At 68.9% G+C, this 24,104-nt stretch carries 20 protein-coding genes and 1 tRNA gene; 11 read left to right on the forward strand and 10 right to left on the reverse strand.

What is annotated here, in order from left to right:
• The first annotated feature begins 79 nt into the window (after positions 1–79).
• The 3 genes from LKD76_RS09420 (at position 80) to LKD76_RS09430 (ending at position 2,507) form a co-directional block, all read left to right on the forward strand.
• A complete protein-coding gene (locus LKD76_RS09420; protein ID WP_227980647.1) occupies positions 80–1,315 on the forward strand; it encodes a sensor histidine kinase in 1,236 nt (411 codons plus the stop codon).
• A 147-nt stretch (positions 1,316–1,462) separates the two neighbouring features.
• On the forward strand, positions 1,463–2,068 hold the full coding sequence (locus LKD76_RS09425; RefSeq protein ID WP_227980648.1) for a response regulator transcription factor: 606 nt from the start codon (positions 1,463–1,465) through the stop codon (positions 2,066–2,068).
• Positions 2,069–2,087: 19 nt separating this feature from the next.
• Entirely contained in the window at positions 2,088–2,507 is a 420-nt protein-coding gene (locus LKD76_RS09430; RefSeq protein ID WP_227980649.1) for a VOC family protein, read from the forward strand.
• A 28-nt stretch (positions 2,508–2,535) separates the two neighbouring features.
• Here the strand turns inward: LKD76_RS09430 and LKD76_RS09435 are convergent, their stop codons facing one another.
• Positions 2,536–4,533, reverse strand: a complete 1,998-nt coding sequence (locus tag LKD76_RS09435; RefSeq protein ID WP_227980650.1) for a TPM domain-containing protein — start codon at positions 4,531–4,533, stop codon at positions 2,536–2,538.
• Between the two features lie 83 nt (positions 4,534–4,616).
• Between LKD76_RS09435 and LKD76_RS09440 the strand changes: the two genes are divergently transcribed.
• The 5 genes from LKD76_RS09440 (at position 4,617) to LKD76_RS09460 (ending at position 10,094) form a co-directional block, all read left to right on the forward strand.
• Positions 4,617–5,294, forward strand: coding sequence for an MBL fold metallo-hydrolase (locus LKD76_RS09440; RefSeq protein ID WP_227980651.1), 678 nt, complete (start codon positions 4,617–4,619; stop codon positions 5,292–5,294).
• Between the two features lie 62 nt (positions 5,295–5,356).
• Entirely contained in the window at positions 5,357–6,049 is a 693-nt protein-coding gene (locus LKD76_RS09445) for a YdcF family protein (protein ID WP_227980652.1), read from the forward strand.
• 19 nt (positions 6,050–6,068) lie between these two features.
• Positions 6,069–7,331 (forward strand): deoxyguanosinetriphosphate triphosphohydrolase, encoded by a 1,263-nt coding sequence (locus tag LKD76_RS09450; RefSeq protein ID WP_227980653.1) that lies wholly within the window; start codon positions 6,069–6,071, stop codon positions 7,329–7,331.
• 49 nt (positions 7,332–7,380) lie between these two features.
• Positions 7,381–9,291: a DNA primase gene (dnaG, locus tag LKD76_RS09455; protein ID WP_227980654.1), complete on the forward strand. Its 1,911-nt coding sequence runs from the start codon at positions 7,381–7,383 to the stop codon at positions 9,289–9,291.
• 11 nt (positions 9,292–9,302) lie between these two features.
• Positions 9,303–10,094, forward strand: a complete 792-nt coding sequence (locus LKD76_RS09460; protein WP_227980655.1) for an alpha/beta fold hydrolase — start codon at positions 9,303–9,305, stop codon at positions 10,092–10,094.
• Between the two features lie 60 nt (positions 10,095–10,154).
• On the opposite strand, the gene LKD76_RS09465 is transcribed toward LKD76_RS09460, so the two are convergent.
• Positions 10,155–10,400 carry a hypothetical protein gene (locus tag LKD76_RS09465; protein ID WP_227985174.1) on the reverse strand — a complete coding sequence of 82 codons (246 nt, stop codon included), beginning with the start codon at positions 10,398–10,400 and terminating at the stop codon, positions 10,155–10,157.
• 320 nt (positions 10,401–10,720) lie between these two features.
• Here LKD76_RS09465 and LKD76_RS09470 point away from each other — a divergent pair.
• Both LKD76_RS09470 and LKD76_RS09475 read left to right on the forward strand, forming a co-directional pair.
• Positions 10,721–10,793 (forward strand) — tRNA-Asn (locus LKD76_RS09470).
• A 614-nt stretch (positions 10,794–11,407) separates the two neighbouring features.
• Entirely contained in the window at positions 11,408–11,842 is a 435-nt protein-coding gene (locus LKD76_RS09475) for a hypothetical protein (RefSeq protein WP_227980656.1), read from the forward strand.
• A 104-nt stretch (positions 11,843–11,946) separates the two neighbouring features.
• Here the strand turns inward: LKD76_RS09475 and LKD76_RS09480 are convergent, their stop codons facing one another.
• From LKD76_RS09480 to LKD76_RS09500, 5 genes are all read right to left on the reverse strand, one after another.
• Complete coding sequence (locus LKD76_RS09480; RefSeq protein ID WP_227980657.1) at positions 11,947–13,233, reverse strand: cytochrome P450 family protein; 1,287 nt, start codon at positions 13,231–13,233, stop codon at positions 11,947–11,949.
• A gap of 352 nt (positions 13,234–13,585) precedes the next feature.
• On the reverse strand, positions 13,586–14,854 hold the full coding sequence (locus LKD76_RS09485) for a cation:proton antiporter (protein ID WP_227980658.1): 1,269 nt from the start codon (positions 14,852–14,854) through the stop codon (positions 13,586–13,588).
• 39 nt (positions 14,855–14,893) lie between these two features.
• Positions 14,894–16,447 (reverse strand): 3-deoxy-7-phosphoheptulonate synthase, encoded by a 1,554-nt coding sequence (locus LKD76_RS09490; protein WP_227980659.1) that lies wholly within the window; start codon positions 16,445–16,447, stop codon positions 14,894–14,896.
• 50 nt (positions 16,448–16,497) lie between these two features.
• Complete coding sequence (qhpG, locus tag LKD76_RS09495) at positions 16,498–17,994, reverse strand: flavin-dependent monooxygenase QhpG (protein ID WP_227980660.1); 1,497 nt, start codon at positions 17,992–17,994, stop codon at positions 16,498–16,500.
• A gap of 601 nt (positions 17,995–18,595) precedes the next feature.
• Positions 18,596–19,660 carry a hypothetical protein gene (locus LKD76_RS09500; protein WP_227980661.1) on the reverse strand — a complete coding sequence of 355 codons (1,065 nt, stop codon included), beginning with the start codon at positions 19,658–19,660 and terminating at the stop codon, positions 18,596–18,598.
• 525 nt (positions 19,661–20,185) lie between these two features.
• On the opposite strand from LKD76_RS09500, the gene LKD76_RS09505 reads away from it, so the two are divergent.
• Entirely contained in the window at positions 20,186–21,415 is a 1,230-nt protein-coding gene (locus tag LKD76_RS09505) for a cytochrome P450 family protein (RefSeq protein ID WP_227980662.1), read from the forward strand.
• A gap of 9 nt (positions 21,416–21,424) precedes the next feature.
• Here the strand turns inward: LKD76_RS09505 and LKD76_RS09510 are convergent, their stop codons facing one another.
• From LKD76_RS09510 to modA, 3 genes are read right to left on the reverse strand one after another with little or no spacing between them, the layout of a single operon-like run.
• Positions 21,425–22,474, reverse strand: coding sequence for an ABC transporter ATP-binding protein (locus LKD76_RS09510; protein ID WP_227980663.1), 1,050 nt, complete (start codon positions 22,472–22,474; stop codon positions 21,425–21,427).
• Positions 22,471–23,289, reverse strand: a complete 819-nt coding sequence (gene modB, locus LKD76_RS09515; RefSeq protein ID WP_227980664.1) for a molybdate ABC transporter permease subunit — start codon at positions 23,287–23,289, stop codon at positions 22,471–22,473. Before modB ends, LKD76_RS09510 begins: the two co-directional genes overlap by 4 nt.
• A gap of 25 nt (positions 23,290–23,314) precedes the next feature.
• On the reverse strand, positions 23,315–24,100 hold the full coding sequence (gene modA, locus LKD76_RS09520; protein WP_227980665.1) for a molybdate ABC transporter substrate-binding protein: 786 nt from the start codon (positions 24,098–24,100) through the stop codon (positions 23,315–23,317).
• Positions 24,101–24,104: the final 4 nt, after the last annotated feature.

Consider the following 24,104-nt stretch of genomic DNA (forward strand, 5'->3'; position numbering starts at 1 on the left):
GGTCGCCGCACCGTCCGCCTCGGCGGACGGTGCGGTAGCGTCGGAGCGCGGTGGCGGCGACCAGGGCGGGAGGCGGACAGTGAGGTTGCGCGGACCTGCGCTGGATCGGCCGATCACCGGTGTGCTGGACCGGATCGCGCGCCGGACGGTCGGCAACCAGGTCCCGTCCCGCTCCGGTATCCAGCAGCGTCGCTTCGCGTTCGGCGCGATGCTGGCGATGCTGTGGCTGCTGTATCTGATCGGGCCGATCGTGTCGCAGTGGCATGACGGCCGTTATCCGCGCGCGGTGGCCGCGGCTGTCTGTTTGCTGTTGTTCTGGGTGCTCATGGCGTCCTGCTTCGGGCCCTTCCGGCAACCGGATTGGGATGAGCGGCAGCTCTTCGATCGCCCGGCCACCGATCGGCGAGCCACTGTCGCCTCGATGCTCCCGGTGTCCTGTGAATGGCCGCGCTGGGTGGTGGTCGGTGCGCTGGCGACGCTGTCGGTGGCACTGGTCGCGCTGCTCGGCCTCGCCGCCCTCGCCACCGCGATCTATGTGGCCGCGGCGGCGGTATTCACCCTTCCCCCGGCGAAATCCGGCGTCGTGGTAGCGGGCATAGCCGTCCTGCTGGTCGGGTCGACGCTGATGCCCGGCCTGCATTTCGGTAGCACCCCACTGTATTTCGCTTTCGTTCCGGTGATCATGTGGACCGGCCGCGAGATCGGCGCCCGTCGCCAGCAGTTGCGTGAACTGGTCCGGCGCCAGCAGGGGGAGCTGGCGATCGTCGAGGAGCGCAACCGGGTCGCGCGCGATGTGCACGACATCCTCGGTCATTCGCTGACCGTCATCACGGTCAAAACCGAACTGGCGCAGCGGCTGCTCGAATCCGACCCGGCCCGGGCCGGACAGGAGATGGCGGATGTGGAGCGGCTGGCGCGGGAAGCGCTGGCCGGGGTTCGCGATACCGTCGGTGGACTGCGTGAGGTGACTCTCCACGGTGAGATCGCGAACGCTCGAACGGCGCTGCGTGCCGCCGGAATCGATGCCGACCTGCCGGATCCGGCCGATCTGCCCGATCGGAAGGCGGAGATCTTCGGTTGGGTGTTGCGGGAGGCGGTGACCAATGTGGTGCGCCACAGCGGCGCCCGCCACTGCCGGGTCCGAGTCGAGGGGGCGCGCATCGAGATCCGCGACGACGGTGCCGGTTCGGCCGGTGCCGTCTTCGGTTCGGGGCTCACCGGTCTCGGCGAGCGGGTCCGGGCGGCCGGTGGCGTCCTCACGGTCGATTCGCCCCCGGACGGTGGAGTGCTCATCGCGGCCGAATTCCCCGAGTAGGCGGACCTCCCCGGTTCCCGGTCGCGCACGGTGCGCCTCCACCCGATCGGCCGCCTCTGCGGCGGTACCCGGCCGCGTCGACCGGTATCCCGATAGGGTCTGACGTGTGCGAGAGGTGAGATCCGACGGTGACCGGGGTGGCGCGCGATGATCCGGCTGCTGCTCGCCGATGATCAGGCCCTGGTCCGGGGTGCTCTCGCGGCGCTACTCGGTCTCGAAGCCGATCTGGAGGTGGTGGCCGAGGTCGGCCGTGGCGACGAGGTCGCGGACGCGGTGCGCCGCAGTGCTCCGGATGTCGCGCTGCTCGATGTGGAAATGCCCGGTATGGACGGTATTTCGGTGGCCGAGCGGTTGCGTGCCGAATTCCCCGCCCTGCGCATTCTCATGGTCACCACCTTCGGCCGGCCCGGATATCTGCGCCGCGCCATCGACGCCGGCGCGGACGGATTCGTCGTGAAGGACACGCCGGCGCGGGAACTGGCCGATGCGGTGCGCCGGGTGCACATGGGCTTGCGGGTGGTCGATCCGGCGCTGGCCACCGAAACCCTGACCGCCGGGACCTCGCCGTTGACGGAACGGGAGCGGGAGGTCCTCGCGGCCGCGGCCGACGGGGTGACGGCCGGGGTGATCGCCCGCCGGCTGCATCTGTCCGAGGGCACGGTGCGCAACCATCTGTCGGCGGCCATCGGCAAAACCGGCACCCGCACGCGCGCCGAGGCGGTTCGTGCCGCCGAACGTCTCGGCTGGTTGTGACCGGGCGTAGATTGCTCGGGTGCACCTCACTCAGATTCGCCTGGTAGTCCGCGATTTCGCCGGCTGTGTCACGTTCTATCGCGACATCATCGGACTCACACCGCAGTTCGACGATCCGCGCCCGCCCTATGTCGCGTTCAAACCGGAACTGGGTAGTGCGCTGGCCCTGCACGATCGGGCCGATCTGGCCGCGACGCTCGGCGCCGTCCTGCGCCCCGCGGCGTCCGGCGCCGATGCGGCGATGGTGTCGCTGCGTGTCGACGACCTCGCCGGATATATCGCCCTGCTGCGGGAACGTGGCGCCGAGATCCTGAGTGGCCCGGTCGAATACGACGGCCGCATCCGCTGTGCCTACCTGCGGGATCCGGAGGGCAACCTGATCGAGATCCAACAGTGGCTGGCTACCCGCGCCGGGGAGCCGGTTCCGCCGGCGCGCTGAGCCGCGCCGATCCGACGCGGCACCCGTGTCAGAAGCGTCCGCCGCGGCTGATCCGGCGCGATCCGCCGGAGCCGCCGAATGAGGCGGGGCCCCAGTTCGTTCCGCCCATCGGACGGTTCCGGTAACCACTGCCGGCGCCGCGCAGCAGGCTGTCGATGAGGATGCCGCCGAGGACCGCGCCCGCCTGCGAGGTCCCCGAAACCGGCTGCCGCGCCTGCCAATCGCGAACGTCGGCCTGTGCGGCGCTCAATGCCCTCGTGGCCAGCTCGGCCGCCTGCTGCGCGGCGTCGAGCGCGGACTGCGGATCGGTGGCCGAAAGAGTCTGCGCCCGGGCGAGATTGCGCTGTGCCTCGGCGAGGCGGGTGCGCGGCGTGGCGTCGATGCCGCCGCGGCGGGTATCGATGAAATCGCCCGCGGCGCGGACCTGCGCCTGTGCGGCGGTCATCGCCTGGTCGAGGCGGCGGCGGAGCTGATCGGCGGCGAATGTGCGTTCACCGGCCGCCGCGACCGCGCGATCGAGGGCGTTGTCCGCGGCCACCGCGCGCTGGAAGGTGCCCAGCGGGTCGGCCTCACCGGTGCCGCGAGCGGTATCCAACGCGGTGCGCGCGCCGACCACCGCCGCGGCCAATTCCGCACCACCGTGTTCGGTCAGGCCGCTGGCGGTCTCGAGGTCACGCTCCAGTTCCGCGACCGCGGCGGGCAATCCGGCACGGGCCTGGGTGATATCGGTCTCGGCGGTGTCGACGGCGTCGAGCAGGGCGCGGGCGGCGGTGACCGCGGCCTCGGCACCGCGAATCGCCGCGACCACGCCGCCTTGGCGGCCGACCGGTTGCGCGGCGGCCCGCCGGCCCTGCTCGATCGTCTGCTCGGCGAAACCGATGCGCTCCTGTGCCATCGTCACGTTGTCGCGCACCGGTGCGGTCACCGATTCCGGCTGTGCGGCCAGCAGTCGGCGCAGCGTGTCCTGGGCGCCGGGCACCCGTACGGTCAGATCGACGACATCGCGAGTGAGCGCGTCCAATCGTTGTGGCGCATCGATCAGCAGATCGCGCATCGCGTCGAATTCGCTGACCTTGGCGTCGAGTTCGGCGTCGGCGCGGCCACAGGTGGAAATCAGCTCGACCAGCAGATCGCGGCGTTCGTCCGGAGTTTCCGGAATGTCGTCGTCCAGCCGCTGCCGAATCGAAAAGGCGTGCGCCATGGCCTGTTTCGCGGCCTCCAGCGCGGCGGCGAACGGTGCGGTCGCGGTGGCGCCGAATTCGTCTGTGGCCAGGCGAAGTTCCTCGGCGCTGTCGCGGATCGCGTTGTCGGTGTCGACCAGCACCTGGGCGGAGCGGGCGTCGAGCAGGTCCGGGCGCATCCGGGTCAGAGCGGCGGCATCGGTGGGATCCACCGCACGCGCCGCCTCGGCCTCGGCCCGCCCCCGGGCCCGGCGCCGCAACCGCGAATATCCCAGGACGGTGCCGATCACGCCCAGCACGATCAGGGTGATCACGATCAGCGGCCAGATGCCGACGCCGCCGGAATCGCCCATGGCCGTGGACAATCCGTCCGCCGTGGCGATCGCGGCATCGGCCCACTGGGCATTACGCAACCGCGGCTCCACCTGATCGGTGAGCAGGGAGTTCAGCTCCGACTCGCTGACCGAGGGCGGCAGCGCGCCGGTGAAGGCGTAGGAGCGGTCGGCGGTCGCGATCGACAGCAGTACATCGCGATCGCCGAAGCCGGACGCCTGCGCCGTGCGCTCACCCCACGTCCGCGGGTCGAGGCCGCCGAAATCGCGGACGTAGACCACCCACAGCCGCTCGCGATGGGAGGTGTAGAGCGCGTCCAGCGACGCGCGGACGGTATCGCGCTGGGAGTCGTCGAGGACCTGCGCGGTATCGGTGATGTAGGTGTCGAGCCGGGTCGGTTCCTCGGCCACCGCCGGCCCGCAGCAGCCGAGCACGAGGCCGATCACGATCGACACCAGGGCCGCGAGCATCGCCGGCGGCTGTGGTCGGCTCGGACGCGGGAGCGGCGGCATGAGTCGAATGTATCCGCCGTCGCCGCGGATGTGGCGTTGATTCGGGCCGACTCGTGTCGGCTCCGGTGATTACCATCGTCACCGTGATCACGCTGGATATCCCCTATACGGGACATGTCGCGCCCGGCAGCAATCCGCAGCAGCGGGATGTGCCGGGCGCCCGGATCGTCAAGATGTCGGTCGGCGCCATGGACAACAACGTCTATCTGGTGCAGGACACCGCCACCGGTGACGCGATCCTGATCGATGCCGCCAACGAGTCCGAGCGTATTCTGGCGCTGCTGGATCAGGAGGTGCCGGGCCGGTTGCGGCTGCTCGTCACCACCCATCAGCACGCCGACCACTGGCAGGCACTCAGTGCCGTGGTGGCCGATACCGGTGTCACGACCGCCGCGCACGCTCTCGACGCGGCACCGCTGCCGGTGCCGCCGGACCGGTTGCTCGCCGAGGGGGACACCGTACGGATCGGCGATCTCTCCTTCGAGGTCGTCCATCTGCGCGGGCACACCCCGGGGTCGGTGGCGCTGGCACTGACCGACGGCGACGGACACACTCACCTGTTCACCGGTGACTGCCTGTTTCCCGGTGGTGTGGGACGCACCACCTCACCGGAGGATTTCGATTCCCTCTACGGCGATGTCACCACCAAGGTGTTCGACCGATTCGGCGACGAGACCGCGGTTTATCCCGGTCACGGCGACGACACCACCCTGGGCGCCGAGAGACCCCAGCTGGCGCAGTGGCGGCAACGCGGTTGGTGAGACCCGGCCGGGCCGCACGCGGCGGTAATCGGGACGTGACCGAGCGCTGGCACACTCGGGTCATGCCTTCGGCCCCGACCCAGCCAGCGCCCACCCGTCCGCCCGCGGCGCCGCGCCGCCCGCGCGGGTCGGCCGTCGCGCGCTGGGCGCGACGAGTCATCGCCGGGACCCTGGTCATCGGCGCGGTCCTCGTCGGGGGAACCGCGTTCAGGGTGTGGCAGGTGGCCCGGATCACCGACTACTCCCCTGCCGACGCCATCGTGGTGCTGGGCGCCGCGCAATACGACGGCACTCCCTCCTCGGTCTTCGAGGCCCGGCTCGGACAGGCCTACCACCTGTACACCAAAGGTGTTGCCCCGCTGGTCATCACGGTCGGCGGCAAACAGGTGGGGGACAACTACACCGAGGCCGCCTCCGGCAGGAACTATCTGATCGACCGCGGCGTCCCCGCCGATCACGTCCTCGCGGTGGAGACCGGTTCGGACACCCTGCAGAGCATCGAGGCGGTCGCCGCCGCGATGCACTCCCGCGATCTGAATTCCGCGGTACTGGTCAGCGACCCGTGGCATTCGCTGCGGACCCGGACCATGGCCCGGGACGCGGGGCTGGACGCGTGGACCGCGCCGACCCGCACCGGTCCGGCCGTCTACACCCGAGAGTCCCAGTTCCACGGCATCGCCCGCGAGACCGGCGCGTTGCTGTGGTACCAGCTCACCCATTTCTCCGCCGACTTCAAGTACACCGCGGAGCAGTGAGAATCAGGCGGTACCCCTCATGAGTCCCGACAGCGTACCCGAATGCCCCTATGTCGACGCCGATCACGAGCGCATGGTGCCCGAGACCGCGGCGACGGCGGGACTGCGGTGGTCGCCGAGCCCGGCGCGGCGCACTGATTTCGCCCGTGACCGGGCCCGGGTGCTGCATTCGGCCGCGTTGCGGCGCCTGGCCGACAAAACCCAGGTGATGGGTCCGCGCGAGGGCGACACCCCGCGCACCCGCCTCACCCATTCGCTCGAGGTCGCCCAGATCGGCCGCAGTATCGCCGAGGGGCTGGGCTGCGACGCGGACCTGGTGGATCTGGCCGGGCTGGCCCACGATATCGGTCACCCGCCCTACGGCCACAACGGCGAACGCGCCCTCGACGAATTCGCCGACGCCTACGGCGGATTCGAGGGCAACGCCCAGAACCTGCGCATCCTGACCCGGCTGGAGCCGAAGGTCTTCGACGCGACGGGGGAGAGCCTCGGCCTCAACCTGACCCGCGCGGCTTTGGACGCGACCGTCAAATATCCGTGGGGCAGAACGGCTTCCGGCGCCAAATTCGGCGCCTACGAGGCCGACGCGGACCGGCTGAACTGGGTGCGCAAGGGCGCTCCGGAACGCCGGCAGAGCCTGGAATCCCAGGTCATGGACTGGGCCGACGATGTGGCCTATTCCGTGCACGATGTGGAGGACGGGGTGATCGTGGGGCGGATCGATCTGCGGGCCCTCGCCGATCCGGCCGAGCAGGCGGCCCTGGCCGAATTGGGGCAGCGCCAGCATGCCGACCTGACCGCCGACGATCTGATCGCGGCCGGTGCGCGGCTGTCGCAGCTGCAGGTGATCGCCGACGCCGCGGCCTACGACGGCACCCTGCGTGCCTCGGTCGCGCTCAAACGGCTCACCAGCGATCTGGTCGGCCGCTTCGCCACCGCCGCGGTCGAGGCCACCCGGGCCGCCTGGTCCGGACGGTCGCTGTGCCGCTACGCCGCCGATCTGGAGGTTCCGGCCGTGGTCGCCGCGGAGGTGGCGCTGCTGAAGACGGTGGCGCTGCGATATGTGATGTCCGATCCCGAACATCATCAGCGGCAGGCCGAACAGCGTGAGCGCGTCCATGTGGTCGCCGATCGGCTGCTCGCCCGGGCGCCGCACGGCCTGGACCCGATTCTGCTGCCGTGGTGGGAGGCGGCCGCCGACGACGCCGAGCGCGTGCGGGTGATCGTGGACCAGATCGCGTCCTATACCGAGAGCCGGCTCGAGCGCATCGCCGCCCGCTGAGGCCGGTCGTCGGGGTGGGCCGATCGGTGCGCGGCTAGACTCGGATGCCGTGGCAGGTCGACTTCCGGATCGCGATATCGCGGCAATACGTGAACGCGTACGCATCGAGGATGTCGTCGGTGAATATGTATCGCTCAAACGTGCCGGGGCCGATTCGCTGAAGGGGCTGTGCCCGTTCCACGACGAGAAGTCGCCGTCGTTCCACGTGCGGCCCAATCACAGCCATTTCCACTGCTTCGGCTGCGGTGAGAGCGGTGACGTCTTCGCCTTCCTGCAGAAGATCGAACATGTCGGCTTCGTCGAGGCGGTCGAGCAGCTGGCCGACCGGATCGGCTACAAGATCAACTACGAGGGTGGCGGCACCTCGGTGCAGCGCGACCGCGGGACCCGCGCCCGGCTGGTCGCCGCCAATGCCGCCGCGCACGAGTTCTACCAGGCGCAGCTGCGCGATCCGGCCGCCGAGACCGCGCGCAAGTACCTCACCGACCGCAATTTCGACGGCAACGCCGCCAAGCAGTTCGGCTGCGGCTACGCCCCGGCGGGCTGGGACACCCTGACGAAATACCTGATGCGCAAGGGTTTCGACATCAAGGAACTGGAGGCGGCGGGGCTGTCCAAGCCCGGCCGGCACGGTCCGATGGATCGCTTCCACCGCCGGCTGCTGTGGCCGATCCGGAATCTGAGCGGTGATGTCATCGGCTTCGGGGCGCGCCGGCTGTTCGACGACGATCAGATGACGGCGAAATACATCAACACACCGGAAACGGTGCTGTACAAGAAGTCTCAGGTGCTGTTCGGGCTCGATCTCGCCAAGCGCGAGATCGCCAAGAGCCACCAGGCGGTGGTCGTGGAGGGCTACACCGATGTGATGGCGATGCATCTGTCGGGTGTCACGACCGCCGTCGCCGCCTGTGGCACCGCCTTCGGCGACGAACATCTGTCGATGCTGCGCCGGCTGCTGATGGACGACAATTTCTGGCGCGGTGAGATCATCTACACCTTCGACGGTGACGCCGCGGGCCAGGCCGCGGCGTTGAAGGCGTTCTCCGGCGATCAGAAACTGGCTGGTCAGACCTATATCGCCGTCGCACCCGACGGGCAGGATCCGTGCGAATTGCGGCAGCGTTCCGGCGACGGAGCGGTCCGCGACCTGGTCGCGCGCCGAGTCCCGCTGTACGAGTTCGTCATTCGCGGTCTCCTCGCCGACCACAACCTCGACACCCCCGAGGGCCAGGTGGAGGCGCTGCGGCGCGCGGTCCCGGTGGTGGCGCAGATCAAGGACAACGCGCTGCGCAAGGCGTATGCGACGAAGCTGGCCGGGTGGGTCGGCTGGGACGATATCCAGCTCGTGGTGCGCCGGGTCGGTGACCAGGCCCGCCGCGGCAAGGGCGGACAGGGCGTTCCGGCGCGCGAGGCCGCCGAGACCAAGATGTCCGAGTCGGCCGCGTCCCGCCCCAATCCGGGTGATCCGGTGCTGCTGCCGCAACGTCAGGTGCTGGCCGCCGCCCTGCAGTATCCGGCGACGGCAGGCCCGCTGTTCGACAGCCTCGAATCGGAAGCCTTCACACATCCCGCGTACGCGGCCGTGCGTGGCGCGCTGGCCGCCGCCGGTGGAACCGCGGCGGGATTGGGTGGCGCCGAATGGGTTTCGCGGGTCGCCGACAACACGGACGATCTGATGCTGCGCGCCCTGGTCTCGGAACTGGCCGCCGAACCGCTGCCGGTGAAGTCGATGGACGGCATTCCCCGGTTCATCTCCGGTGTCCTGGCCCGGGTCCAGGAGGCGTGGGTCGGGCGCCAGGTCGCGGAGTTGAAGTCCAAACTGCAGCGGGTGTCCTCGACCGAACAGCCCGACGCCTATATGGCACTGTTCGGCGATCTGGTCGCCCTCGAGCAATACCGCAAGAGCCTGCTGACTCAGGCCATGGGCAACTCGGATGATTTCTCCCCCGTCCAGTAGTTCCACCTGGAATGAGATCGACGTCTTTCGAACGAGCGGGTACCCGACTCACGGCCGAGATCCGGGACGGTGACGGTCCGCCGCTGGTGATCGTGCCCGGAGTGATGTCCGATGCCGCGACCTGGCGGCCGGTGGCCGACTCGATCGCCCTGAGCGCCCCGGTGGTGACGATCAATCGGCGCGGCCGCGCACCGAGCGGACCGCTGGGCGATGACTACACCGTCCGCACCGAGATCGATGATCTCCATCACGTCCTCGACGCGCTCGGCCCCGGCACGGCGCTGTTCGGCTGGAGCTACGGGGGACTGATCGCCCTGGAGGCGGCGTGCGAGCGGACCGATCTGAGCTCCCTGACGCTCTACGAACCGGTGTCGGCGCCGTTCGCCCCCGAGGCGATTCCGGCGTTGCGGGCCGCGGTCGACCGGGGTGATCTGGATGCCGCGGTGCGACTGGTGAACACCGACGTGTCGGGTTTCTCCGTGGAATATGTTGCGGCGCTTCGCCGGTCGCCCGTGTGGGACGTGCTGCGCCCGCTGGCGGCGTCGCTGGCGCGCGAACTGGCCGCGATCAACGAGTATCGAGTGACATCGCGCCGATATCGAGAATTGGACCTACCGGTGACCCTGTTGCTCGGCGAGCTGAACCGGGGTGGCGCACCGTACGGCACGGCCTTCGATCGGATCGCCGCGGCGCTGCCGCGGGCGCGGGTGGAACTGCTGCGCGATCAGGGCCACCTCGCCCATGCCCAAGCGCCCGAACAGCTGGGGAGGCGTATCACGGAGGTGGTATCCGCCACCCGGTGAGCGGAGGTCCGGGATTCGCCTCACCGGGCCGAGTGCCCGGCCCGGTGACGCTGCCGAGGATCAGCGGCGAAGCTGGTCCTGTGGCACCAGGACCGTAGTGCGTTCGTCGAGCGGTTCCATGGGTTCGAGCTTGGGCTGGGTATTGAGGCGGTCCGACAGTCTCTGGCGGCTGGCCTGCACCAGCTTGCGGGTGACCGGGCTCGCGGCGACAGCGCGGGTGGTCTTGCTGATCTGCTCGTAGCGCGCCCGCCCCGCTTTGGCCCCCAGCACATAACCGGCTGCGACGCCGATGATCAACCGCAGCATTCTTTCGGGCTCCTCCCAGTAGCTGTCCGCGTCGTACATCCTGCCCGACGCCGACTCGAGCTGTCGATCCGGCACCACCTTTCCAGACCCCACCGACAAATTCCGGTCCTTTCCGGGCCGGCTCCCGAATTCCACAGCCGCGCATCCGTTTCGGTCATCGTCCGACGTTCGGGATCCGTGTGCGGCCGTCCGCGCGGCCGTCTTCCCCGGGCCACCGCCACCCATCGCATTCGTGCAGGTCCGGGCCCGATTTGGGGACCGGACCGGACATACGCTAAAGTTTCCTCTCGGTCGGCCCGCAAGGGTTCGGCCGAGAGTGATCCCCTATAGCTCAATTGGCAGAGCAGCCGACTGTTAATCGGCAGGTTTCTGGTTCGAGTCCAGATGGGGGAGCAATAGTAAGCCCTCTACCAGCGCAGGCCGGTAGGGGGCTTATTTCGTGTTCCGGTGTCGCGGGTGGATGCGGTCGGATCTGCCGGGGGCCGGGGCCTCGTGAGGGGGCGTGTCAGGCCTGCCGCGAGCCGAGTGGGGGTCTGCGAGTCCGCCCTGCTCGGTGTGAGACGGTGCACTCATCCGGCTCGGGGGAGCGTCGTCGCGCGGGCCCTCGGCCGGGCCGACCGATGATCGAGTGACCGCGCGACGCGTGGTCGACGACCGTCGCGACCGCGGGGCGCACGCGACCGCGCCGGACCGCGGGGCGACCGCCGATCCTCAACCGGGACTTGCAGGTTCAACCACATCACCGGTCGCCGCCGCTGTCGGCGCCGCCGGGCGGGCGCATCGGCCGGACTATTTTCACGTAAATTGTTGCTGGATAATCGGATACGAGGGTGGTCCCGATCCGGACATCGCGGCGGCGCGGTCGGCTCGATTCCGTTGTGGCCGAACGCATTGCCGCGAGCCACCGGCCGGCGAATCGTTCGAGAACCCCCGGAAGACAATTGTCACGGCGTAAAGGTCGAGGTAGCGGGGGTTTGGCGGGAGGTGGCAACGGGTATCCGGGGCGAGTGCGCGCCCGTGACGTCGAGGTAGGCAACACCTATACGGTGCTGGTGCCTTTCCGGCTACCGGCCGGCCGCTACCCCGATCGCGACCGGCTGGGCAGTTCGATGTGGATCGCGAGCTTCCTCACCGGCGCCCGTTTCCGGCTCACCGTCACCTCGGTGGATGTCTCCGCCGTACCCGCGAGCGTCGAAGGTGTGCGGATCGTCGAACGTTCGCGCACCGAGGTGGCGCTCACCGGTGAGCAGATCGCCGCGCTCGGACTGCCGGCGGACAACGGGTATCGCGTGGTCGGCACGGTGATCGACGCCGACGGCCGGCTCATCCATCTCCCCGATGTGGAGCCCATGCGGGTACCCGCGCGCTGGCTGCGCCACCTCGACGATCCGCTGCTGGAGGCGCGCGCGGATCGCGACGCGGACCATTTCCCGTTCATGTGATCGACGAAATACCCTGCGGTGATACAAGATTCGACACCGGCGCCGGGGTTGCCCAGCGGCCCCCGCCCGGTGGGTGACCGGTCGGGAGCGCGGGGCGGTCCGGATTACATCACCGGCAGCGGCGGGGACGGCGGGAAGACCACCGGCATGGAGGTGAGGGCGCGGTGGAACGGGCCGGGGCGCCACACGAGCTGGTTCGGCGCCGCCGCCAGCTGGAGTTCCGGCAGGGCGTCGAAGAGCTGGTCGATGGCGTTCTGAACAGTCAGATAGGCCACCGATTTCGCGGGGCAGGCGTGCGGGCCGGTGCTCCACGCCAGATGTGAGCGGTTGCCGATACTGCTCGCACCGCCCTCACCGCGGATCCGGGGATCGTTGTTGCAGGCCGCGAGGCTGATGAGAACCGGCTGATCGGCCGGCAACCACACGTTGTCGATCATGATCGGCTGGCGCGGATACGTGGTGCAGAAGTTCGCCATCGGCGGGTCGTCGAACAGGATCTCGTCCAGCGCGTCGGTGGTCGAGAGATTACGTCCGTAGATGTCGCCGAACCGGAACCGCTCATCGGTGAAGATCAGCAGCAGCGCATTGGTGATGAGATTGCGCTGTGCCTCGAAACCGGCCCCGTAGAAGCTCATCAGCTGGGCGAACACCTCGATATCGTTGAGGCCGTTCGGATGATGAGCCAGATGTGAGGTCACATCGTCGCCCGGCTGTTCGCGTTTGAGCGCGATCAGCTCCATGAGAGCTTCCTTGAGCATCTCCATGCCCTGGGCGCCCTTGACGGTGTCGAAGCGGGCCGCCATGCCGGTGGCGACCCGGGTGCCGATGGCGGTGGGGCAGCCCACCATCTGATTGAGCACCTGGAGCACCAGCGGGAACGAGTACTGCATCACCAGATCGGCGGAGCCGTGCTCGCTGAACGCGTTGATCAGCGGGATGGCGATCTTCTCGACGGTCGCGGGGATGCTGTGCAGGTCGATGGCGTCGATCGCGACCACGGACGGATCGCGGTAGCGAGCGTGGGTGGCGCCGGTGTTGTAGCGCGCGGCCGGGTACCACTCCATCATGGGGCGCACCGGCGAATCCTCGGGGATGGACTTCTGCCAGGTGCGCGGATCGGACGGGAAGTGGTCGGGGTCGTTGAGGATGCGGACCGCGACGGCGTAATCGATGACCAGGGTGGCGGGCACGCCCGGTGCCAGTTCGACCGGGACCAGGGCGGGGTGCTGCTCGCGCATCTCGCGGTACGCGCGATGGGGATCGGCGACGAAGTCGGGCGTATGCAGCGAAAACCGGTCGGTGACGACATCGAACGGGGAGGCGTGCTGGACGGGGCATATCCCGGTCGCCGTGGTGTAGGGCCCGGGGGCCGGTGAGGGTGGTGTGGTCAAAAGAGGTGACTCCAGACGATGGAACAGGAATTCGACGAGAGCTCGGGCGAGCGCGGCAGGATGCAGCGATCGGATGCAAGCAACATAGCAGCGACGTCGCGGCCGGTGCTTGCGAACGTGGGAGTAGTACGCCTCGCCACGGGGGGGCGCCCGCCGCCGCGAGGCTCTCACCACGGGGTTCGGTCGTGCACGCGGATATGATTGCGTATCAGTCGATTCCGTCCGGATTATCCGAGGATCGCCGGTTCGTCACGGTCCGACCGGTTGGTTCATCGTCTGCTCGTGCGTGGGCGGCGGCCTTGGAGCGTCGATATCGAAGCATGTAAAACATTGCCGTGCAACATATTGCGGCCTAGACGGGTTGTCCGGGCGGACGGGCCGAATGTTCCTCGTCGGCCGCGGGTTCCGCGGCGGCCGCCGAATCCGTCGTGGAAGCGGTCTCGGCGGGGCCGCGGGACATGCCGAGCAACCGGAGCATCGGCGCGGTCGAGGCGGTGGTCACCAGCGCCATCACCACCAGGAGCGAGTACAGCTGGGTGCCGATGAGCCCGGTGGTCAGGCCGACGTTCAGAATCACCAGCTCGGTCAGGCCCCGGGTATTCAGCAGCGCCGCGACGGCGGCGGCCGGCCGGGAGTCCATCCCGGTCATGCGTCCGGCGGCGTAGACGCTGCAGACCTTGCCCACCACCGCCACGACGATGATGGCCACCAGTTCGCCGATCGCGGTCGAGTCCACCGAACCGAGGTCCACGGCCAGGCCCGCGACCACGAAGAAACCCGGCAGCAGCACGGCGCTGAGCACCCGGACACCGGATTCGACCACCTGCCGGCGCTCACGGGGAAAGATGACACCGAAGGCGAACGCGCCGAAGATCAGATGCAGTCCTATCCATTCGGTGACCGCGGCCAGGCCCAGCGCACCGCCCACACCGACCACGATCATGGTCTGCTGGGTGCCGATCGCCGAGATCCGTCCCAGGACCGGACGCAGGAACCACCACAGGAAAACCACCAGCGGGATCAGCAGCGCCAACCGCCACTGGCTGCCACCACCCGGGTGGGCGAGCGCCAGCACCACCGCGAGCACCGTCCACGCCATGATGTCCACCAGCGCCGCACAGGCCAGGCTGAGCTGTCCGATCTCCGTGCGAACCAGGTTGCGGTCGTGCAGAATCCGGGCCAGCACCGGGAAGGCCGTGACCGCCAGCGCACAGCCGACGAACAGGGCGAAATGCACCCGGTTGCCGGTCTCGTGGCGTAACAGCACGGTGACCGCGACACCGCTGCCCAGGAGGAACGGAACCGCGTACGCCGCGAGGGAGACCGCGGGTATGGCGCGGCGGTTGCCGGCGAAGATTCCCCGATCGAGTTCCAGTCCGGCGACGAACATGAAGACGGCCACACCGATATTGGCCAGCAGATTCAGGTACGGGCGCCCGTCCTGCGGAAAGAGTGTGGAGGACAGGTGCGGCCCGATGACGGTGGGCCCGGCCAGGATTCCGGCCGCGATCTCACCGATCACCGGAGGCTGACCGAATTTCTCCGACAGCCAGCCGAGCACGTGCGCGGCGGCCATGATGAGGACCAGATCGAGCAGGATCATGACGGTCGGAACGTGCACTGTTGTCTCCTCGGATATCGATGCGCCGTACGAGATCGCTCAGTCGATCCGTATTTCGGATGCGACGGAGAGGACACAGCGCAGTGCCCGTTCCGTGTCGGGTCCCGGAAGGGTCAGGCCGGCAGCGGACATGCCGGCTGTCCCGCAGGTGCGGAAGAAGGTGCGGATCTCGGCCGGGCACCCGGCCGAGGCGGTCGGGGCGCACAGCCAGCCGACCGGCACGCCGGAGGCCGCCGCGGCGGCCTGCCATGCCGTGAGCCGTTCGGCGCCGGTTCCGGGCGGTGGGATCAGTGTCAGCCGGCCCGGCTGCCGATGGGGATTCGTTCGGCGGCACAGTAATTCGAGGGCCGAGGGTGTGAGCGCCGGGTCGAGACGAACGGCGAGGGGATCGCCGGTCCACACCGCCCGGGCCGGGCCGGGGGCCGGATCGTGACCGCTGTCGGTGAACCACAGCCGGGGATGCGGACGGTTCCGCGCTCCCGGCGCCCGGGCGCTGTCTCGATGCCGACGGGTGTCGGCGGCCGGCGGCGGCAGCTCGCGGGCCGGATAGAGCTGTGGGACGGAGCTGAACAGCTCATGACCCGACGGTGGCGGCGTCCCGGCGGCCGGCAGCAAGCCGGCGACCTCACCGAGCATGGTCGCGATCCGGCCGCCGGGGAACCGCGGGGCCGCGCGTCGCAGCAGTTCCGCACTCTGCTCCAGCGGCGGGGCCGAGTCCGGCGTGTCCGGACCGAGCACGATCACCGGTATGTCCACGAGATGCGTCAGGACGGCCGCGGCCGCGTACAACAGTGCGGCGCCTCGGGATTCGTCGGGTGCGGCGACCGCGGCGCGCTGGTCCAGATGGAGCGCGAACACCCGGCCGCGGGCCGCTTGTGCGAGTTCGGAGGTCAGTGTGGTGGACCGGTCGGCGGCGGGTCGCGGGAGCCGCCGGGCACATCGAGCGGCAGTGCGTGGGGGCGGTACCGGCTCGGTGCGGCCTGCCGGCTTCGGCTCTGCGGTCTCCCTCGGGGAGGGCGCCGGTGCGCTGTGTTCGGGCGGAACGACGGCCGGGTTGAACGCCTCGCGGATGTAGCACACGGGGCGGTCGCCGATGGTCATGATGTACGCCTTGGTGGCACACTGCCGCCCGTCGGGCCAGGTCGCCGGTCCGGCCCAGACGAGATGGCGGCGCGCGGTCCGGCCCCGGTTGATCAGGCCGTGACCGATCGGTGTGCGCACATCGTCGAGACCGTTGGCCGAGGCCGGCTGGGCCACGGCCACCACGTAATTGACCGACGCGGTGATCAGATCCGAGGTCACCAGACATGAGCGCCGGATCAGCGCGCGGTCGTCGTCGTGCAGCCGAAGGTCATCGGCCACGGTCGCGGGCAGCACCCGCGCCGGGACCTCGTCCTGACGCAGTACTCGCACCGCCAGGCTCGTGCCGAGGATGCGCTCGAGCGCGAGCGTCGTGAAACCCTCGTCCGCCAGCAGGTTCCGGGTCAGCGGGTGGTGGAATCGCTGGACCTGTTCGTCCGTGGGGGTTCGGAACCCCGGGCCGCCGGGCGAGGGTTCGCCCAGCGGCCCGGGAGTGGAGCCGATCGCCGTCACGACCGACTCCGTCCGTCGGTTCGCATCGGGAAATCCAGCCGACGCCGCGGCTAATGGGTGGCCGCGTCGGCGCTCCGCGGCGGGAGTACCGGCCGTACGACTGCCTCCCGCTCGGCCTCGGACCGGGGTCGCGAGGTCAGGCCGAGTACCGGTTCGGTGGTGATCCGGATCTCACCCATCGTGGTGTCCGACAGCGGGTCGCGCCAGTGGTCCCAGACCGGTGACATATCCAGCCCGCCCATGTATTTGATGTTGACCCCGTCGGTGTCGGGAGCTGTGTGCAGGCGCTCGGCCTCGGCCACGATCACCTCGGTGCCGGTCCGGTCCTGCTCGCCGGTGGTCTCGCCGACATCGGTGAGACCGGCCATGATGCGGGTGAACGACTGCTCCGGTGAGTCGCCGTCGTGCACGTCGGTGAGCTTGTGGGCGTGCGCGAAGTACTCCTCGGACCCGATGTAGTGCTCGTACATGCGGGAGACCAGCGACAGGAATCGGGTGTAGCCGCGCCGATAGGTGTACTCGTAGTAGGCCAGGGCGTCGGTTTCGCTCATCTCACCGCGCAGTGTGGTCGCGATGGCCGCCGCCGAGACCAGGCCGGAGTAGGTCGCCAGGTGCACGCCGGTCGACAGCAGCGGGTCGAGGAAGCATGCCGCATCGCCGACGAGGACGTAGCCGGGTCCGCAGAAGCGGTCGGCGACATAGGAATAGTCCTGCTCGGCGCGCACGTCGGCGATCTGTTCGGCGCCCTCGAGCATTTCGCACATGGGCTTGCTCTCGCGGATCGTCTGCAGATAGTAGGACTGCCGGGAGTCGTGACCACGTAATTTCTCGGCGGCGAGGCGGGCGGAGACCACGTAGCCGACACTCGTGCGGCCGTCGGCCAGCGGGATGTTCCAGAACCAGCCACCCTCTTCGGTGGAGACCACGTTGATCGCGCCCTCGGGGCTGTCGGGGTGTAGATGCGCGCCCTTCCAATACGACCAGACCGCGACGTTGCGGAAGGCCGGATGTTGGCGGCGCATCGCGAAATGCTTGGCCAGCAGACCATCTCGGCCGGTGGCGTCGACCAGGAAGTCGAATTCGAGGGTCTGCACGGTGTCGTCGCCGGCGCGGACCCATTCGGCCGCGACCGGTCGTTCGCCCTCGAACAGGATGGTGCGGACCGTGGCCTGTTCGATCACCTCGGCGCCCTGCTCGGAGGCGTTGCGCAGCAGTAGATCGTCGAATGTGGCCCGGTCGACCTGCCAGGACCAGGCTTCGGCGTCGACCAGCTTGGACCAGTCGAGCAGCCAGGTGTCGGTCTGCCACTGGAAGTACCCGCCGCGCTTGATCTGGAAGCCGTGCGCGGCGACCTTGTCGTAGGCGCCCGAGACCTTCAGTGTCGACAGGCACGATGCCAGCAGCGACTCTCCGATGTGGTAGCGCGGGAACGTATCCCGCTCCAGGAGGGTCACCTGCACTCCCGACCGTGCCAGCAGCGCGGCGGCCGTCGATCCCGCGGGACCGCCGCCGACGACTAGTACACGCGGAATTTCCTTGTTCCCCATAGCAACTCCCTGGAACTGCGTACGAAACGGATCGTGCACCGCGACGGCGATCGAATCGAACCCGGGTCGCCAATACTCGACACCAGCGACCTCACCTCCGTTGCCGTCTGTTAACCAGTTTGCGGCGCACGGGATGTCAGTCTAACAGCGGAGAGCGAATCATCAAATGAAACAGCAATTTACGATGAAATTTCACTTTTCAGTAAGATAGCTGAAAGATAGCTGATGAGGGTAAGGGGATATCCGTCGTGCTTGGTGGCGAATGCGGATCCACGACGCGAGCATCGCCAGGCGATGCGGGAGTGCTGATGCGGCGAAAGAGGCGGCGGTGGCGACTGAGTGGGCTGCGATCACGACTGTTCCGGTCCGGCATCACCCCACTTTTCGACCCATCCAGCCTACGACGAATGTCCGGTTCCTGCGCGCCATAGACCGGAATCCGGACAGCGCGCGGGGTGTATCTCCTGGTCGAGGACTCGAGGAGAAACCTTGGGGCGGAGGTGGATTGCGATCTCGTCACCGTGAACCACAGGTGGCGGAGTGGGTGCGCCGTGATTCGTCAGGGCCCCTGACGAATCACGGCGCACCCCGGTGGGCCGAATCAGAGGGTCGTCTGTGTCGCGGTCAGCGCGGCGGTCGTGGCGGCGGCCTGTCCGGCGTCGGCAACATCGCAGCGGCCGAGACCGCATGCGGTCGCGACCCCGTAGGCGGTGCGTCCGGCAGCGCGCTCGAACAGGGTCAGGGCTCGCGCGCTGTCCTCGGCCGAGTCCGGTGACACCACACCCGCGATGATGCGCCACTGGGGATCCAGTCCGCTCAGGGGAGCGTAGAAGGCCGGATCCAGGGGTGCGGGCTCGGCGCCGAACGCGCACGGAATGTGAACCGGCGGAAGGGGAGTGTCCTGTGCGCGCAGTCGCCGTCCGGTGTGCCGGAGCAAGGTCGCCGCGGGCGCCAGCGAGCGTGGACTGAGCAGGGCCTTGTGCTGGTAGTCGCCGTAGCACAGATGTACGACGGCCGTGGCGCCGATGCGGTGGATGCCGGTGAGCAGGCCGGCCAGCTGCCGGGCTATCAGCGGCGCGGCGGCCCATCGGGACCGCAGCTGATCGGCCTTGACCATGCCCAGCAGTGCGAACGGGGACTCCACCTGCCAGACCACCCGGTCGCCGTAGCGGCGGTGTACCTCGCCGATCTCCTGCAGCGCGGCGTCGGTGAAGACCGGAAGCTGCCGCAACGCGGCGATCAGGAGATTCGAGCGACGCAGCGCCGGCCCCAGCGGAAAACCGCCGGAGACCGCCGCGCCCGCGAAGACGAACATGGCCAGATCCAGCGGATTGGGTTGACTCAGCTGCAGTTTCGTATCCGCCAGCTCCGGTCTCTCCGAACGCAGGGTGTCGAAGGCCGCGACGACTTGATCGATGCGGTCCAGCCGATCCATCGACACGTGGCGCGGTTCCAGTGTCGCGCCGGAGCGCAGCCCGTAGCTCGGGAAGTCGCTGTAATCGGTGTACTCACCGCCGCTGACGATCTCGAAGACGTCGGAGTGCTGACCGCGGGTGCGGAGATAGTCGAGAATCCAGTCCGGATCCAGGTCGCACGGCAGCCCCGTCACCGGGTGTCCGGCGCTCGCGTCGGCGAACCACTGCAACACCGCAGAATCCCCGGTCATCACGTCTGCGGGGACACTCCCGACAAAATGGGCATATCTGGTCATCGCCACTCCTCGTCGTTCCACTTTCTCCTACACATTCTCAGCCGAATCGCTTGCCGGTGAGTCGATTCCGTGAACAGTGAGGTGGATGTGCCCGGCCCGCGGGGCGGGGAGCAGCGGAAACGGCGCCGATGTTTCCGGCGGTGGGAATGATGATCCACGCGGCGTGTTGCCGGCTTCGCCTGCGCGCTCCCGGGTGGCTCGGCTACTATCGGGCACCGGAGTCAAAATAAGCTTTCGCTCAATACTTTCGGCACACGACAAGGGGGAGTGCGCTCACCGTACTCGACCTTCGAGTTCCTCGTGGGCCTGCACCGTCGGCCGGGTTCCGTGTTCGGGTGGGCCGCCGCAGGGGTTACGCCGCGTGCCCGTTCCCGGGTGTCTCGATACCGGCGTGTGATTGCGGGGCCGCCGAATTCATCGACTCCGACCGCGGGAATCTCGTTGCGCTCTTCACATACCTCAACTTATGGAGTTCTTGTTGTGACAACGCCGCATTCGCTGCAACCGACTTCGGACAGGCAACTCACCTCGATCTACACCGATGCCTTCGCGGCCGATTCGCACAGCGCATACCGTGAGATGCGGCGACGGCATCCGTGCTTCGGAGATGTGGAACTGGCGCCCGGGGTGCCGGCGACACTGGTCATCGGATACGAGACGGCGGTACAGATCCTCAACGATCCGGAACACTTTCCCGCTGATCCACGCCGCTGGCAGGGCAAGATACCCCCGGGCAGCCCGATCCTGTCCGTGCTGGGATGGCGGCCGAACGCGCTGCGCAGCGAGGGCGCCGAGCACGCGCGCTACCGCACCGCCATCAGCGATGCCATCGGCGCGATCGACCTGCACGCGATGCACGCGGTGGTCGAGGATATCGCGATCGCGCTGATCAACGACTTCTGCACGACCGGTCAGGGCGAGCTGATCGCGCAGTACATCTACCCGCTGGTCTGCGCCGCGATCAACACCATGCTGGGCATCGAGAACGATATCGGCGAACAGGTCGCCGCCGGGATGGCCGCGACCTTCGGCGCCGGCGGGGATCCGGAAGTCGGCAACAAGATGCTGGTCACCGCCCTGCAGGACCATCTGTGCCGCACGCGCGCCCAGCCGGGCGACGACGTCACCTCACGGCTGATCGCGCACGCCGCGGGCCTGACCGACGACGAACTGGTCGAGCAGATCGCGACCCTCTACGGCGCCGCGGTCGAGCCCCAGGTTCACCTCATCGCCAACGCCCTGCTGCTGATGGTGACCGACGAACGCTTCTCCGGAAGTCTGCACGACGGCAGCCTGTCCACCCGGGACGCGCTGGACGGGGTGCTGTTCAACAATCCGCCACTGGCCAACTACTGCGCCCGATACCCGAGACAGCCGGTGCTGATCGAAGGGGTGTGGCTGCCCGCCGACGAACCGGTGCTGGTGAGCATGGCCGCCGCCAACGACGATCCGAAGGTCCGCGGCGGTGATCGCAGCGGCAATCGATCACATCTGGCATTCGGCGCCGGCCGGCATCGGTGCCCGGCGCAGTCGGCCGCGTACCGGATCGCGCAGGACGCCGTCGATCAACTCCTCGATGCCATTCCGGATGCGGAGCTGGAGGTGCCGGTGAGCGAATTGCGTTGGCGGCCGGGTCCGTTCCATCGGTCGCTGGTCGGCCTTCCGGTGGTGTTCCCGCCGTCACCGCCGCTGAATCTGGTGCGTCGTTAGACCCCGCGGTCACGCTGGGTACACATGGATCTCGGTGGCCTTGACCGCAGCCCACAGTCGCATGCCGGGCTCGATGCGCAGGTCGGCGACGGCGGCCGAGGTGATGTCGGCGAGGACCGGCGGTGCGCCGTCGAGCCGGACCCGGGTGAGGTTGGCGTGTTGTTCCAGTCCGGCGACGGTCACCGGCCAGGTGTTGCGGGGGCTTCCGGAGGGCTGTTCTCGATAGACGCTCACCGCGGTGGGCGGGAAGGCGAGAAATACCCGCCCCGTCCCCGGTTCGGTGACGGTCAGGTGGCCGCGGTTGCCGAGATCCACGCCGGTGCCGTCGGCAGTGCCGCGAAAAAGATTGAGCCCGACCAGATCAGCGACGTAGTCGGTGCGCGGCCGGCGCGCGACCTCGGTCGGCGCACCCTGCTGGACGACCACGCCGTCCTCGATTATCACGAGCCGGTCCGCGAGAACCATGGCGTCGAGCGGATCGTGGGTGACCACGACGGTATGTCCGCGATAGTCGCGTAGATGGCGGGCCAGATCGGCGCGCACCTGCAGCCGGGTGCCGGCGTCGAGCGCGGCGAGTGGTTCGTCGAGCAGCAGCAGGTCCGGTTCGGTGGCCAGCGCCCGGGCCAGTGCGACCCGCTGTGCCTGTCCACCGGACAGCGTGCGCGGGGTGGCCCGGAGGTGATCGCCCAGGCCGACGCGCTCGAGCCAGTCGGCGGCCCGGGTTCGTGCCGCGGTGCGCCGCATACCGCGGGCTCGCAGGCCGAAAGCGACGTTCTCCAGCGCCGAAAGGTGCTGGAACAGTAGATAATCCTGGAAGACGACGCCGACCCGTCGGCGGTCGGCGGGGACGAAGATCGCCGGTGGCTCGTCCCAGACGTGGTCGGCGACGGCGAGGCGACCGCCCCGGAGCGGGACCAGTCCGGCCATCGCCCGCAGCGCGGTGGTCTTACCGGCGCCGTTGGGGCCGAGCAGGGCCACCACCTCGCCGGGTTCCGCGGTGAGGGAGATGTCCAGCCGGAACCGCGCTCGGCGCACTTCCAGGTCGGCCCGCAGCGTCACACCGCACCTCGAATCCAGCGCTCCCGCAACGACACCAGCACCGCGACCGAGACCACCAGCAGGACCAGGCTCAGGACGATCGCGGCATCGGGATCGGTTTCGAGCGCGAGGTAGACCGCCAGCGGCATGGTGGTGGTGCGGCCGGGAAAGTTGCCGGCGAAGGTGATGGTGGCGCCGAATTCCCCGAGTGCCCGGGCCCAGCACAGAACCCCGCCCGCGATCACCCCGGGGGCGATGGCGGGCAGGGTCACGCGGCGGAAGGTGTACCAGGGTCCGGCGCCGAGGGTGGCGGCGGCTTCCTCGTATCGGGGGTCGGCGCCGCGTAGCGCGCCCTCGACCGAGATCACCAGGAAGGGCATGGCGACGAATGCCTCGGCGACCACCACGCCCGCGGTGGTGAACGGCAGCGATACCCCGAACCAGTCGTAGAGATACCGGCCGAGCAGTCCGCGCCGGCCGAAGACCAGCAGCAGCGCCACACCGCCGACGACCGGTGGCAGGACCAGGGGCACCGTCACCAGTGCCCGGATCACGCCGCCTCCCGGAATGCGAGCTCGGGCCAGCAGCCACGCCAGCGGGATGCCCAGCAGCAGGCAGATCACCGTCGCGGTGGTCGCGCAGATCAGCGAAAGGCGCAGGGCGGTACCGACTTCGGCGCTGAACAGCCGGTCGGTCAGGGTCGTCCACGGCGCCCGCACGAGCAGGCCGATGAGCGGAACCACCAGGAAGGCCAGCGCGCAGACCGCGGGCAGGACCAGTACGACGGGCCGCCGCCCGGTCCCCGCCCGCCGCCGCGCCGCCGCGCCCTTCACCATGCCGCCTCGCCCGCCGCCGACGACCTCATGGCGTGTCGAATCCGGCGGCGGCGAAGACCCGCTTCGCCTCATCGGAGCGGATGTAGTCGACGAACGCCGCCGCCGCGGCGGCATTCGGGGCCTCGGCCACCGGTGCGATCGGATAGGCGTTGATCACCTTCGCCGATTCCGGGAAGTCGATGCCCTCCACCTTGTCGCCCGCCGCCTGCACGTCGGTGCGATAGACCAGCGCGGCATCGACCTCGTCCAGGGCCACCTTGGTCAGCGCGGCCTTCACATCCTGCTCGCGGGTGTCAGGCCGCGGGGTGATCCCGGCGATCCTGAAGACCTGCTCGGCGGCGGCGCCGCACGGCACCTGCGTGGCACACAGCGCGATCCGCGGTTCGGTCTTCCCGAAGTCGGCCAGTCCGGTGATCTTGCCCGGATTGCCCTTGGGCACCGCGATTTCCAGGCGATTGCTGACGAATGTCTCGGGGTGGGCGGTGATGTCACCGGTATCGACGACCTGCTGCATCGTGGCCGGGGCCGCGGCGGCGAAGACATCGGCGGGTGCGCCCTGCTGGATCTGCTGTGCCAGCGACGAACTGCCGCCGAAACTGTAGACCACCGTGGTTCCGGGGTGGGCGGCCTCGAAATCGTGGCCCAGCTTCGTGAATGTCTCGGTGAGCGAGGCCGCCGCGAAAACCGTGACGGTGCCGGATATTCGATTCGATCCCGCCGTGGTCTTCGGGTCGCCGGAGCCGCATCCGGCCAGGCTCACGGCGAGGGCCGAGACGGCCGTGGTCACGCCGAGCGTGCGAAAGATCTGCATTTCG

The organism is Nocardia spumae, assembly GCF_020733635.1.
Lineage (GTDB): Bacteria > Actinomycetota > Actinomycetes > Mycobacteriales > Mycobacteriaceae > Nocardia > Nocardia spumae.

Excerpts from the sequence above, each read along its gene's own strand:
- LKD76_RS09465 (WP_227985174.1), bottom strand. The coding sequence starts at position 10,400 with ATGCTGCGGTTGATCATCGGCGTCGCAGCCGGTTATGTGCTGGGGGCC.
- modB (WP_227980664.1), bottom strand. The coding sequence starts at position 23,289 with ATGGTGAAGGGCGCGGCGGCGCGGCGGCGGGCGGGGACCGGGCGGCGG.
- LKD76_RS09460 (WP_227980655.1), top strand. The coding sequence starts at position 9,303 with ATGAGATCGACGTCTTTCGAACGAGCGGGTACCCGACTCACGGCCGAG.
- modA (WP_227980665.1), bottom strand. The coding sequence starts at position 24,100 with ATGCAGATCTTTCGCACGCTCGGCGTGACCACGGCCGTCTCGGCCCTC.
- LKD76_RS09445 (WP_227980652.1), top strand. The coding sequence starts at position 5,357 with ATGCCTTCGGCCCCGACCCAGCCAGCGCCCACCCGTCCGCCCGCGGCG.
- qhpG (WP_227980660.1), bottom strand. The coding sequence starts at position 17,994 with ATGGGGAACAAGGAAATTCCGCGTGTACTAGTCGTCGGCGGCGGTCCC.
- LKD76_RS09425 (WP_227980648.1), top strand. The coding sequence starts at position 1,463 with ATGATCCGGCTGCTGCTCGCCGATGATCAGGCCCTGGTCCGGGGTGCT.
- LKD76_RS09450 (WP_227980653.1), top strand. The coding sequence starts at position 6,069 with ATGAGTCCCGACAGCGTACCCGAATGCCCCTATGTCGACGCCGATCAC.
- LKD76_RS09435 (WP_227980650.1), bottom strand. The coding sequence starts at position 4,533 with ATGCCGCCGCTCCCGCGTCCGAGCCGACCACAGCCGCCGGCGATGCTC.
- LKD76_RS09500 (WP_227980661.1), bottom strand. The coding sequence starts at position 19,660 with ATGACCGGGGATTCTGCGGTGTTGCAGTGGTTCGCCGACGCGAGCGCC.